The 13241-nt window shown below is 34.9% G+C and carries 14 protein-coding genes; 9 read left to right on the top strand and 5 right to left on the bottom strand.

Translation table 11 applies throughout. From position 1 onward, the window contains the following. Nucleotides 1-12 precede the first annotated feature (12 nt). The 4 genes from CRV04_RS04050 (at nt 13) to CRV04_RS04065 (ending at nt 5292) form a co-directional block, all read left to right on the top strand. Complete coding sequence (locus CRV04_RS04050; protein ID WP_128995532.1) at nt 13-3057, top strand: proline dehydrogenase family protein; 3045 nt, start codon at nt 13-15, stop codon at nt 3055-3057. Further along, nucleotides 3051-4007, top strand: a complete 957-nt coding sequence (locus CRV04_RS04055; protein ID WP_128995533.1) for a hypothetical protein — start codon at nt 3051-3053, stop codon at nt 4005-4007. Before CRV04_RS04050 ends, CRV04_RS04055 begins: the two co-directional genes overlap by 7 nt. A 62-nt stretch (nt 4008-4069) precedes the next feature. Further along, nucleotides 4070-4831, top strand: a complete 762-nt coding sequence (locus tag CRV04_RS04060) for a tRNA 2-thiocytidine biosynthesis TtcA family protein (RefSeq protein WP_128995534.1) — start codon at nt 4070-4072, stop codon at nt 4829-4831. Beyond that, nucleotides 4828-5292: a 2-thiouracil desulfurase family protein gene (locus CRV04_RS04065; protein WP_128995535.1), complete on the top strand. Its 465-nt coding sequence runs from the start codon at nt 4828-4830 to the stop codon at nt 5290-5292. Before CRV04_RS04060 ends, CRV04_RS04065 begins: the two co-directional genes overlap by 4 nt. Here CRV04_RS04065 and trxC read toward each other — a convergent pair. From trxC to CRV04_RS04080, 3 genes are read right to left on the bottom strand one after another with little or no spacing between them, the layout of a single operon-like run. Continuing rightward, nucleotides 5263-5685, bottom strand: coding sequence for a thioredoxin TrxC (gene trxC, locus CRV04_RS04070; protein WP_128995695.1), 423 nt, complete (start codon nt 5683-5685; stop codon nt 5263-5265). The genes CRV04_RS04065 and trxC overlap by 30 nt on opposite strands. 10 nt (nt 5686-5695) lie before the next feature. Beyond that, the gene (locus CRV04_RS04075; RefSeq protein ID WP_128995536.1) at nt 5696-5944 is read right to left on the bottom strand and encodes a hypothetical protein; all 249 of its coding nucleotides are present in this window, start codon (nt 5942-5944) and stop codon (nt 5696-5698) included. Beyond that, nucleotides 5934-6422 (bottom strand): putative metalloprotease CJM1_0395 family protein, encoded by a 489-nt coding sequence (locus CRV04_RS04080; RefSeq protein ID WP_128995537.1) that lies wholly within the window; start codon nt 6420-6422, stop codon nt 5934-5936. Before CRV04_RS04080 ends, CRV04_RS04075 begins: the two co-directional genes overlap by 11 nt. A gap of 118 nt (nt 6423-6540) precedes the next feature. Here CRV04_RS04080 and CRV04_RS04085 point away from each other — a divergent pair, with 118 nt between their 5' ends. Next, nucleotides 6541-6897, top strand: a complete 357-nt coding sequence (locus CRV04_RS04085; protein ID WP_128995538.1) for a hypothetical protein — start codon at nt 6541-6543, stop codon at nt 6895-6897. Here CRV04_RS04085 and CRV04_RS04090 read toward each other — a convergent pair. Continuing rightward, the gene (locus CRV04_RS04090) at nt 6894-8438 is read right to left on the bottom strand and encodes a SulP family inorganic anion transporter (RefSeq protein WP_128995539.1); all 1545 of its coding nucleotides are present in this window, start codon (nt 8436-8438) and stop codon (nt 6894-6896) included. The two genes, CRV04_RS04085 and CRV04_RS04090, sit on opposite strands and share 4 nt — an antisense overlap. A gap of 136 nt (nt 8439-8574) precedes the next feature. Between CRV04_RS04090 and CRV04_RS04095 the strand changes: the two genes are divergently transcribed. Both CRV04_RS04095 and CRV04_RS04100 read left to right on the top strand, forming a co-directional pair. Continuing rightward, nucleotides 8575-9132, top strand: coding sequence for a CDP-alcohol phosphatidyltransferase family protein (locus CRV04_RS04095; protein ID WP_128995540.1), 558 nt, complete (start codon nt 8575-8577; stop codon nt 9130-9132). Nucleotides 9133-9137: 5 nt separating this feature from the next. Beyond that, the gene (locus tag CRV04_RS04100) at nt 9138-10049 is read left to right on the top strand and encodes a Ppx/GppA phosphatase family protein (RefSeq protein ID WP_228126468.1); all 912 of its coding nucleotides are present in this window, start codon (nt 9138-9140) and stop codon (nt 10047-10049) included. Here CRV04_RS04100 and CRV04_RS04105 read toward each other — a convergent pair. Then, entirely contained in the window at nt 10038-10844 is an 807-nt protein-coding gene (locus CRV04_RS04105) for a flagellin family protein (RefSeq protein ID WP_128995542.1), read from the bottom strand. The genes CRV04_RS04100 and CRV04_RS04105 overlap by 12 nt on opposite strands. Before the next feature lie 152 nt (nt 10845-10996). Between CRV04_RS04105 and CRV04_RS04110 the strand changes: the two genes are divergently transcribed. Further along, nucleotides 10997-12688, top strand: a complete 1692-nt coding sequence (locus CRV04_RS04110) for an acetolactate synthase large subunit (protein WP_128995543.1) — start codon at nt 10997-10999, stop codon at nt 12686-12688. Beyond that, on the top strand, nt 12688-13185 hold the full coding sequence (ilvN, locus tag CRV04_RS04115; protein WP_128995544.1) for an acetolactate synthase small subunit: 498 nt from the start codon (nt 12688-12690) through the stop codon (nt 13183-13185). Before CRV04_RS04110 ends, ilvN begins: the two co-directional genes overlap by 1 nt. Nucleotides 13186-13241 lie beyond the last annotated feature (56 nt).

The following is a 13241-nucleotide window of genomic DNA, read 5'->3' on the forward strand; positions in this document are numbered from 1 at the left end:
CAAGGATTTTTCATGCATTATGATGATGAACTCATTAACGAAACAATTGCTTTGGCTTCATCTTGGCAACATCAGGCCAATCGACTCCACTTGGAGTTTGATCAAGAGTTTTATTCCATCATGAATAGTATTCAAAAGTATCCCCAAGATAAGATATTTCTTATTGAGTTACTGGAAGTTATTTTTGCAACAAAAAGCAATAAACGTATTGCTCATGTTCTTGATTACTTAATTGAAAAGTATGGTATAGCTGATTTTTTTACAAAAACACAAAAAGCACTTCTGTTTTTGTTTCAACACTCCACAAAAAATATTCCTGATGTTTCTGTCCCTTTTTTTCAAGAGTACATTAAAAATGAAGTCAAAAAACTGTTGGTATATGAATCTCAACTTGATGAATTTTTAGAACGCAAAGATTATCAAGAGGTGAAAACAACGATTAATCTTATGCATGGCTTGACAATGAATGAATTGGAGGCGCAAAGAGCCATAGAAAATTACATACGAGAGTTGGGAAACCCTTATGTAAAAGCCATCTCTGTTAAGATTTCCAGTATTGATTCTATGATGGACTTAACCGATTTTGATGGCAGTGTTGAACGTATTGTGCATAAATTAACTCTTATTTTTAGACAAGCACAAAAATATACAGTTAATGGGTGCAATAAGCTTGTATTTATTGAGATGGAAGAGTCTACCACACTGCCTATTATTATTGAGAGTTTTAAACAACTTCTCAATAAAGAGGAGTTTAAAAATTTTAAAGCAGGTATCACTTTGCAAGCTTATTTAAAAGTAGCTCTAGAGATCTTAGAAAATCTTATTTTATGGATGGAAAAACGTCATGAAAAAAAAGGTGAAAAAATTATCATACGTTTGGTTAAAGGAGGGAGTTTACAAAAAGAGTATACTTCTTGTGTATTAAAACCATTGCCTTTAGCAACATTTGAAAATAAAATACATACCGACACTCAGTTTAAAAAAATGGCAAGAAGACTGATTGAGGAACAATTTTGTGAACTTTGTGATGTTCATATTGCCACACACAATATTTTTGACTTGGCATATATCTACTGTTTTGCCAAACAAAAGAGACAACTCGAACGTTTAGGTTTTGAGATGTATGAAGGAATCAATGAGTCTTTGAAAATTGCAATACAAAACCAAAGCAAAGAGGTCATAACCTATTCATCAGTATTGTTGCGTGATGATTTTTCCAATGCAATAAGGTTTTTAGTCAAACGCATACATGATTTGACCTCTTCGTGCAGTTTCCTCTCCCATGCGTATCGTTTGCAAGTTGATTCAGATAATTGGGTTGAGTATAAAAAACAGTTTTTACGCTCATTACAAACAGATGAATTGAACCTAGAAGAAGAGCACTTCTTATGCGAAAATGAACCAGTGACGGACTTCAGAGTTGCTCACAACAGAACATGGCTTAATAGTGCTTTGCAACAGTATAATGAGGGGAATGAATCTCTTAAAAATAACGAACAAACTATTGAATTTGAAACAATACAAGGGGTTTCTTTAAAACTTGATATTCAACAAAAAATCGATTGGTTAGAAGAACTCATTGTCAATATTGCAAATCACCGAAAAGAGGTTGTGTTTGCTTTGAAAAAAGATGTGGTCACCAATGACAAAGAGATCAGTTTAGCTATTGATGTATTACATCTTTTTATAAATGCTTTAAAAGTGTATGGTGAAGAGTTTGAGTTCAATGTGGTTTCAAAACACTATAAAATCATCATTGATGAGAGCTTTGCATTTAATGACATCATCACTCTTTTGGTCTCTGTTTTGATGTTTGAACATACTGTTATTCTTGAAGGAAATAGACACATCGCTTCTCTTTTAGCGCATCTTGACAGACTGTTTACTCAAAGTCAACGCTTAACAAAACGCTTTTTTTGTCTCTATAGCATGATCAAAGAGCATACCGCAGTGGATTATGTTATTCAAAAAAATAAACGAATGAAAAAAGTTTTTTATATTTCAGACATATCCAATAAAGAGTTGGCCATACGTACCATTTTTAACAGTTCATTAAAAAACTGTTTGGACTATTGGGGAAGCATTATATTGCTTTTACAAAAGGATGTGTACCATGATGAGAAGTTTTTACAGCGATTGACCAACAGTAAGAACATCAAAGATAAGAATATTCTTTATAACAATAAACAAATAGAGAGTATCTGTGTTAATGACGTTTATGAAGCGGTTGATTTGATTAACACTAATCCCACGTATATGAGTGCGAGTATTGAAAGTTTGGATGAAGAAGAGATTGAATATTTCTCTAAAAGATGTCTAAATTCGCACTTGTATGTTAATAAAACGTTAGAGTGTGAGAGTAAATACACGCTGTATGACATGTTCAATCATATTGACTTTTACTTGCCCAAAGAGTCCTTTGAGTGTTTGCACTATTTTGGTTTTTTTACACATGTTAACGCTTTACAGAGACAGAGCACTGAAGTTAAAAAAACTCAAACACTCCTAGATGACTTGATTTATCTGACACCTTTTTTTAAAGATGAGTTAAAAGCAGTGGCATGCTCTTATGAACAGGCGTATCAAACAATATTTCATCAAGAGCATGAATTCAGACATTTTCAAATAGAAAAAAGTGTGATACGTTATATAAAGCTAAATCGTATACTGCTGGTGTTCAGTGACAAAGATGATATTAAATCGTTATTGTCTCGAATGATTGCTTGCAGAGTAGTAGGTATTGAGTTTTCAATCTATTGTGGAAATAATGAAAAGCTTCGAATGTTTTGTGTTCAACATCGCTCAACTCTTTTTAAAAAAGAGGAAGATTTGATTGAAGAGGATTTAAAAGCTGGGATTGAACTTAAAGTTTATGATAGAGTTTTGTCTACTTCAAACATTGAACCCATAGAAGAAATTTATATGAGTCTGCTCATAAAGCCAGTAAATTTGGACGGAAGAGTTGAATTAAGAAACTATTTCAAAGAACAACGATACTATAGTCTTTCACATAAATATGGAATAAAAACAGAGCAGCAAAAAGGACATTTGTGTTAGCAAATATTGATGTACATGTCGATGGTTTAACGGAGGTTGAGTCTTTAATCATTTTAGAGAATATTCAAAAGCTCATTAAAAGTTATTTTAATTTGGATTTACGACGCTTATCTAAGATTATTGTGACCACTGATTTGGATAATGAAGTTAAGCGTTTGACCAACGAACTTAATAAGGATTTTCAAGGAACCTATTTGAGTAAAAATCGCTCGTATGCCAAGGTGGTCATTCTGCCTCACAGCAATGATTTTGAGATGGTGTTGGTATTGCGCAACGATTTTGTTCGATGTCTCAATCACAAACACGACGGTGAATCTTTGGTTTTATATGAAGATGCCATACATATTTTTCATCATGAAATGGTGCATATTCATGATAACAATAAAAAAATTGATGCCTTCCCCCAAGAGATGCGTTCTCATGATTATTATGGAAAACGAAAAATTACGTATCCTTTGGCCATGATTTGTTGGAGTGAATACATTTGTAACTATATCTCTTCGGAGAGTGCTGTTCATTCAGATATTCCTTCAATTCTTTTTAATTCATTGATAGAAAACATTCACCATCTTCGTGAAAATGCACGCAATGAGATATTGGCATTTCGAACCAATAAAGATATTGATAAACTCACAAAATCTTTAAATCTGCAAATAGAAGCACTTGTAAAAAATGCAGCATATTTGATTGGATATGTGCAAGGATTAAATTTAAATATTGAAGCATTAAATGACCACAATGCGGTTGAACTGGAAAAGTCATTTTTCTTTAAAACATGGCAACAAATGAATACGCACTTGCATAATATGAGGGAGCTTTATCCTGATGCTTGGGTGAGTGTAAAAGTGTTTGAAGAGTTGGCTCATAGTTTTGAATTTTTATATGAAAGAGTAGGTATTAAACTTTTAGAAGATGAAGGTATTATCAGTTTTGAAGTGGTACTTCATTAAACCTATTTTGTTTTTTGAACAGTTTTTGATATAATCGCAAAAAAATTTTAGGACAAAGAGCATTGATTGAATTAAGTAAAAAAATTTCGAAACTGGTTGGAAAAACAAATGCAGAGTATGGATTGATCAAAGAGGGAGACCGCGTTCTTGTTGGTTTCAGTGGTGGAAAAGACTCTACGACACTTATACATGCGCTGAATCATCTGAAAAAAGTAGCACCCTATAACTTTGAGTTTAAAGCCGTAACGGTTACGTATGGAATGGGTGAGCAAGTACAATTTTTAGCTGATCATTGTAAAGAGCATGCTATTGAACATGAGATTATAGATACTGAAATTTTTGAACTTGCGGGTGAAAAAATCAGAAAAAATTCATCGTTTTGTTCGTTTTTCTCTCGAATGAGAAGAGGGTATCTTTACAGTACCGCACTGGAACAAGGGTACAATAAATTGGCCTTAGGACATCATCTAGATGATGCCATGGAATCATTTTTTATGAACTTTTTGTACAATGGCGCACTTCGTTCAATGCCTCCTCAATATAAAGCAGAAAATGGTTTAACTGTAATTCGACCATTGATTTTTTGTAGAGAACGACAACTGCGAGCATTCGCTCAAAGCAATGAATTGAATGTCATTGGAGATGAAGCGTGTCCTGCAATGCGATTTGATATAAAAATGCCTCACGCCAGAGAAGCAACGAAAAAACTCTTGGCTCAGATGGAGGAGGAGAACCCTCAGATGTTTATTTCGATGAAGGCTGCTTTTAATAACGTGCAAACTTCCACTTTCTTTCAAAAAGAGTTTTTAGACGACGTAGAATGAAACTTTTAGTCTCTGCATGTCTTTTAGGACAAAATGTTAAATATGATGGGTGGAACAATCAGATTCATTCAGAATTGTTTGACAAAATCCTCTCCAAATGTGAAGTGATTGCTTTTTGTCCTGAAGTTGAAGGAGGGCTTTCTACTCCAAGAGCCAAAGCTGAAATCAAATCTTTTGATCCCATCAAAGTAAAAACTATTGATAATGAAGATGTCACCGATGCTTTTGAGAAAGGGGCACAAAAACTCTTAACCCTTTGTTTGCAAGAGAATATTACAGTGGCTTTAATGAAGTCAAAATCACCTTCGTGTGGGAATAATCTTATTTATAATGGAGCGTTTGATGGCACACTCATTGAACAAAGTGGGGTTGCGGTAAGACTGCTTTTAGAGAATGGAATTAAAGTCTATAATGAGAAAGAGCTTACAAAATTAGATGAAGCGCTGAACAAGGTTTCGTAGATTTTGTTCATCCATTGCACCTGAAATACGCTCTACTTCTTTCCCATTTTTAAAAACAATCAATGTGGGAATAGAACGAATACCATATATACTTGAAAGATTTTGTTCTTTTTCGGTATTGACTTTCGCAAATCGCGCTTGTAAAGGGAATGCACCTGCCGTTTTTTCAAACACAGGTGCCATCATTTTACATGGACCACACCATGAAGCCCAAAAATCAACAATCACAGGGATATCACTGTTGACCACATGTGTATCAAATGTTGTTGCTGTAAGTTCAATGGGGCTTGTTTCAAGCAGTGAAGCTTTGCATTTTCCACAATTGGCTTTTGCATAGTGCTCTTTTTTAGGAATAAAGTTCACACTGTTACAAGAGGGACAAACCACTTTGATTTTATCCATCTTATGCCTTAATATCTAAAAGTCGAGCCGTAACGGCATTGATGGTGTCAATTGCTTTAGCATTTGCTTCATAGGCTATAACAGTAGGTATTTGCTCAACAATGGCATCAACTAAATCTTGAGTGACCTCTTGGTTTTGTGGATCACCCACACTGTTTGCTACTTCTGCTATGACTTGCGCTGATTCGTTGAGTCTTAACTCCTCATTTTTCATGGCGGTTAATGAACTGATATTTGAATTAACTTGCATTGGATTCTCCTAAAGAGTGTAATAACATCTTATTTAAGTTTGCAGTACGGGCAATTTGTGCATCAGCACCACTGAGTTCATTGGGGGAACTGGCAGCTCGTTGAAGTTGCCCCAACTTATAACTGGCTGCTTGGGGGTCTTTAGGCATAGAAGTGTCCATGCGTACATGACCACCTACGGCATACAGTTTTCCATCAGGTCCCATTTGGTAGTTGTAGACAATTCCTGAAGCTGTTGGCCCATTGGCTGCATGTGCTTGTTCGTGTGCACGAGTTTCGTTGTCTTTTTGTTGAAATTTATTTAAAACTCGATGATAATCTTGTTCGTCATATTGTGCAGGTGCCGTTGAGAGTTCAACTCTGTCGACTTTATTGAAGTTGCCTGTACGTTCTTGATTGTCTATTTTATCCAGTTGAGCATACTTTTCTGCCAGTTTTGCATAAATGACACTGGATGATGCATATCTATTGACCCACATATAAGTTGCTCTCCTTTCATAGACTTTTCTTAATTTTAACATATGTTCTTAAAAAATACTTTAGCTTTATAAATTAGTATTATAGTTTTTTAGACTATAATAATTTATGATTTTATTTATGAAAAATATACATCTTATTTGTGCGGTACTTTTTACTTTGTATATCGTAATTGACCGTGCATACATACGACTTTTTATTGAAAAAAAACGACGTGAAATTTTTTATAAAAATGTCAAATATCCGATGCTTTTACTCTCTGTTTGTTTGATTATAAGTGGCGGTGTATTGTTTTTTAACACTGCTTGGAGTGGGTTGCTTTTTGCTAAGTTTATCAGTGCTGTTTTACTGCTTTTGGGCTTTTTCTTTTGTCCGGTGTATATGAAAAAAAACAGTTCTATGGTTAAACAGATGATGTATCGATGGGGTGTGGTTGTGTTGCTTATAAGTACTTTGAGTTTAGCAGCGGTACTTTAAAGATCCAGCGCCACTTTGTATTGAGGTTCATCTTCATTATATTCACAATAGGCTTTTGCTGTTGTAAGGTTTTGTTTACAATCTGGGCTTAAGTATCGAATACGCAATTGTGCTTTTTTCTTTTTGTATTCTAAGGCAATTTGATCAAGTGCATCGAGTGCTTCTTGGTCAACAATCCGGGCATTTTTAAAGTCAAGTATCACATAAGTCGGGTCATTTTCAATGCAAAGCAGGGATTTAAACTCATCAATATTGTTAAAACAAATGGCTCCTTTAAACTCATAGGTTTTAATACGGTACTCTTTCAAATCCTCTTTAACGCTGATGTGCAGGTTTCTCATGGTATAGAAAATAAAAACCGTAAAGGTACAGACTAAAAAAGCGATATGCAACTCTGTTAAAATCGTAATAAGGGTGATTGCAATTAAAAGAAATTTTTCTAACTTGCTCATGTATTTGATACGATGCATGTTTTGCCATTGTAAAATATTTAAAGCGACCATAAATAAAATTCCCAATAAAACAGCCAATGGAACGTACATAACATACGCAGAGAAATAGAGAATAAAACTTATTAATATCAAACTTACAAGCAAGGTTGAGAGTCGACCTTGTGCACCATTTTTAAAATTAATCATTGATTGGCTGAGCATGACTGATCCTGCCATGGCACCAAAAAAACCGCATGCCATGTTACCTGCACCTTGTGCAATACACTCTTGATTGTCTCGGCTTCTTTTTTGACTCATCTCATCAAGCATACACAAGGTAATAAGTGATTGTAAAAGCCCTACAACAGCAATGAGTAAAGAGTACGGTACAATGATAAGCAGCGTCTCTTTAGAAAGGTGAACGGTAGGAACGTAGAAGTGTGGCAAGGCAACACTTAAATTGACAATATCGCCCACTTTTTTTGTGTCCAAATTAAAAAAGTAACTGATTGAACTGATGATAACAAGCGCAATCAGTGTTACAGGAATATATTTTGAGTATTTTGAGAAGTAGTAAAGGATAAAAATGGTTCCTGCAAAGAGTGCGTAAAATGTGTAACTTTCTCCTTTAAGCAGATATAATTGAGTTGTGATGATTAGAATGGCCAAACCATTTACAAAACCAAATATCATGTATTGAGGTACAAGCCGAATATATTTACCTAATTTAAAAATACCAATAAGAAGTTGAAATAATCCTGCAAAAATGGTTGCGACTAAAATGTGTTGAAAAATATAAGTGGAGAGTTCTTGGTTGTGTAAAAGTTTATATAAAAAAGGGTCTGGAATACTCTCTTTGATTTTATAACTCAGTGCCGCAATAATGATAGCAATGGCTGCACTTGGACCTGAAATAAGCCCCGCTTTTCCACCCAAGATTGCAGTGATCAAACTTAAGATAATTACAGTATAAATACCAATTAATGGGGAAACCCCAGCAATAATTGAAAAAAGTACGGCTTCAGGAATCAATACAAAACATAATACTATCGGAGATAAAATATTATTTTTAAAGCTTGAACCAATCAATGTCTCTTTAATGTTTATCAACTATAACCCTTTGAGTCTAAACCGCGAGTATACCTTAAAAATATTTAAAGCCAAATGAAAATGAAAAGTCGCAAAATGAGCTTTTAAATTCAAGATATTTTGGATATAATTTCGCAAAATGGATTAAAGGAACTCAATGGGATTTTTGTTTAATAAAGAGAGTCATTTCAATTTAGCGAATTTAGCTACGTTTTCAAATATTGCTTCAGGTATTTTTGCACTGTATTTTTTAACGCATGGCGAATTTTTCGGAGCGGCGTTGTTTGCTTGGTTGGGCGGAGCATTTGATATCATGGACGGTAAACTCGCACGTAAATATAACCTCTCTACTCAGTTTGGAGTTCAACTTGATTCTTATGCAGATTTTCTTTCATTTGTGATTGTTCCCTCTCTTTTCATCTACTTTGCAGTTATTGATGGCAAAGAGTTAGAACTCAATACTGTTTTTATTATTTTTGTATTTATCTATTATATCATCTCTGGTCTTCGACGATTGATTCAGTTTAATATCAATGCTGATGTCGGTGAAGTAGAACAATATTTTACAGGTGTGCCTACGCCTTTAGGAGCAATCTTACTGTGGGTGGTTTATATCATTTGGTTAACAGGTTTTGTGCATGAATATGCTGTGCTTATTTCGATGGTAATCATTGGATATCTGCTCAATTCAAAAGTAAAAATCAGACATCCATAATTCACATGTCTGATTTTGTCACTGCCATTGATTTAGGATCCAATTCATTTCGTGTCGTAAACTACGATTTCTCAAACAACAAAATTCTCAATGATTATCATGAAGTTGTTGGTATGGCTGATGGCTTAGTGGATACGGGAAAAATCTCACCAGAAGCACAAGAACGTGTGATCAATGCCATTAAAACGGCTTCAAAACAACTTGACTTTCACCCAAAAGATGCCATTGCGGTTACGACTGCTGCTATGAGATATGCTAGTAATAATCAAGAAGTACTTAAGAACTTCCGAGAACAAACGAGTATAAACTTCAAAATCATTGAAGCAAATGAAGAGGCGCGTTTGACCCTTTTAGCCATAGAGTATGCGCTTAAAAGAGAGGGCTTAAAGAGTGAAAAGTTTATTGTTTTAGATATTGGTGGGGGATCTACAGAAGTGATTATCTATAATCATGGTAAGGTGCATGCACAAAGTTTTTCTTTTGGTATCGTAACTTTAACACAAAAATATACCTCCATCGAAGCGGTTAAAGAAGAATTAAATGAACAAAAGAAGAGTATTGTAAACTATTTACAACAAACAAAAGAGAATTTAGGGGAGTTTACTTTTATCTCAACGGCAGGCACTCCCACAACAGTTGCTGCAGTGAAATTAGGTCTTGATGCCTATGCTTATGACCGAGATTTAGTCAATGGCACGATTGTCAATCGTGATGATTTAAAAGATGTATTAACAATGTTTAAAAATAAACCTTTTGAGGAGCTTACTGAACTTGTAGGAAAAGGACGAGTTGAGTTTATTGAAGTGGGAATTTTAATTTTTCAAACCATGTTTGAAGCTTTGGGGCAAAACGAAAGTATTGTGTTTGATGATGGTTTAAGAGAGGGGGTAGCGATCGATTATTGTTTACGACAATAATCGCACACTTTGCTCTTGTGCAATATTGGCTTGAGAAGAGACCAAATATCCCATTTGAGCTACGACATTTGTTTTGGTGAAATCTGCACTCTCTTTTCCAAAGTTGATATCATTGGTGCTGGCATAGTTGTTAACAGCTTGCAGTTGCTCTTCAATGGCATCTCTTGCAACAGTCTCGATGTTTTTTTCAATATTTTGTATCTCTTTTGAGGCATTGGTAAGACGTTGGCTGTTTTGGCTTAATGACGTAGCAAAAACTTCATTCCCAAACTCATTTGTAATGTCATTGTTATTAAAGGCACTTACAATCTCTTTTGAAATATTCGCTGTATTGGGAAGTTCGATAGAGAAGCTTGCATTACTGGTTACAATATTGATGTATTCATCTTCTTGATTGAGAAGAGATTTATTATTAAATCGTGTTTGATTTGCTGTTTGATCAAACGATTGAAGCAGAGATTGAATTTCATCTTTGAGTTGTATTTTCTCTTCTTGTGAGGTTTTGTTATCTTTGATGGTTTCAAGGCGTGATGCAATTTGTTTTAAATCACTGTTTTGTTTATCCAATGCTTGTTGTGTGATTTTAGTGGTTGCAATGCCTTCATTCAGACTGGTTAATGCATAGGAAAAAGCGTTTCGGTTTCCTTTATCGATGTCATTGATTAAGACATTTGTAGCATCTTTTTCATTTTCTCTAATGGCTTGATTGGATTGTACACCCGTTGAAGATTGTTGAGAGAGTGGGCCTAAATTGTTGTTGACACTGTTTTGACCATTGATGCTGTTTACATCCATCTAAAAACCCCTTGAATGAAATGTTTCTTAATGATTATATTTAAATAAGAATAAAACAAATATAAAACAAACTATTTAATTTTCTTATATTAAAGATGAATTAATTTACATTTTTGTAAAATGCAATCTATTTTAATTACGGAGATATTATTATGAAAATGACAGGCGCAAAAATTGTGATCGAATCTTTACATAAAGAGGGTACGGAAGTCGTCTTTGGTTACCCAGGTGGCGCTATAATGAATGTCTACGATGAAATCTATAAACAAAACCATTTTCAACATATTTTAACACGACATGAGCAAGCAGCAATCCACGCTGCAGATGGATATGCACGAGCTACAGGAAAAGTTGGAGTTGCAATAGTAACAAGTGGTCCAGGTTTTACAAATGCAGTTACAGGTTTAGCAACAGCATACATGGACTCAATTCCAATGGTTGTTATCTCAGGACAAGTACCAACACAAATTATTGGTACCGATGGTTTCCAAGAGATTGACGCTGTAGGTATTTCACGACCATGTACAAAACATAACTATTTAGTAAAAGATGTTAAGGATTTACCAAGAGTTTTTAAAGAGGCATTTCATATTGCAAGTACAGGACGACCAGGTCCAGTACACATTGATATTCCAAAAGATGCAACGATTAATGAAGCAGATTTTGTATACCCAAAAGAGGTCTATTTACCAACGTATAAACCAACAACGAAAGGGAACAAAAAACAGCTTAAAAAAGCATTGGATGCTCTTAAAAAGTCTAAAAAACCATTGATTTATATTGGTGGAGGGGCTGTTTTATCAAACTGTGCCCATGAAATCAGAGAGTTGGCTAAACGATGCAACATTCCAGCTGTTGAGACATTGATGGCACGAGGTGTAATGGGGCATGATAATCCCCTTCTTTTTGGAATGTTGGGAATGCACGGAGAGTATGCAGCAAATATGGCAGCATATGAAACAGACCTTTTAATCTCGTTGGGTGCACGATTTGATGACAGGGTAACAGGACGATTAGATGAGTTTGCTAAAGGTGCACAGGTTATTCATATTGACATTGACCCAGCATCCATTGATAAATTGGTTAAACCAGATTTCCCCATTGTAGGGGATTTGAAAAATGTATTAGAGAGCATGTTAGAAGCGCTTAAAGAGATTGAACTCATTGATTATACATCATGGGTCAAAGAGCTTACAGAGTATCAACAAAAAGAGCCTTTAAGATACAACGAGAGTGAAGATGGAGCGATTAAACCTCAATGGGTTATTGAAGAGGTTGGTCACATCTTAGGAAACAGAGCAGTTGTTTCAACAGACGTTGGACAGCACCAAATGTGGGCAGCACAATTCTATCCCTTTTCATATCCAAGACAGTTTATCACCAGTGGTGGATTAGGAACAATGGGATTTGGACTTCCTGCAGCCATGGGTGTTGCGCGAGGTATGAAAGATAAAGTCAGTGTTAACTTCACAGGAGATGGTTCAATTTTAATGAACATTCAAGAGTTACTAACGTGTACAGAGTATGAGTTACCGGTTATTAACATCGTATTAAATAATAACTACCTTGGAATGGTACGACAGTGGCAAACGCTGTTTTATGAAAACCGATTGTCGGAAACTGATTTATCAATCCAACCAGACTTCACAAAATTGGTTGAAGCATTTGGTGGAAGAGGGTACAAAGTACATACAAAAGAGGACTTTAAAATTGCACTTAAAGATGCTGTTGAGAGCAAAAAAGTGTGTATGATTGAAGTTATTGTTGACAGATTAGAAAATGTTTTACCAATGGTTCCAAACGGACATGCATTAAATGAAATGACACTTTTAGGAGATGAGTAATGAATAATTTTAACCACTATTATGACAGTGAAGAGATCAGAAGGGTTGTTTCGGTTATTGTATTAAATGAGGATAATGTGCTCTCACGAATTGTAGGGCTTTTTTCTGCACGAGGGTACAATATTGACTCTTTAACCGTGGCTCCTATTCCTCAAAGTGAATATTCAAGAATTACCATTGTAACGAATGGGGACAGACGAATTATTGATCAAATTGTAAAGCAGTTAAATAAACTTATTCCTGTTTTAAAAGTAAATGAACATCAAAATATGATTGAGAAAGATACGGTATTGATTAAGTTCCCAATTGACCAAGATATCAGTAATATCGATGTCATTGCACGGGCATATCATGGATCCATTCAAAACGTAACTGAAGATGCTATTTTTGTATCAGCAACAGATTCTCCAAGTAGAGTTGCTAATTTTATCACGGTTATGCAAAAGTTCCAACCACTCGAGATTGTTCGAAGTGGCGTGGTTGCAATGGAGCGATAGGTTTAATTGACACAAAACCGTTTTAATTGCTTTTAAAGGCCTTTATTTGGTAGAAT

The sequence above is a fragment of the Candidatus Marinarcus aquaticus genome (genome assembly GCF_004116335.1).
In the GTDB taxonomy this organism is placed as follows: Bacteria; Campylobacterota; Campylobacteria; order Campylobacterales; family Arcobacteraceae; genus Marinarcus; species Marinarcus aquaticus.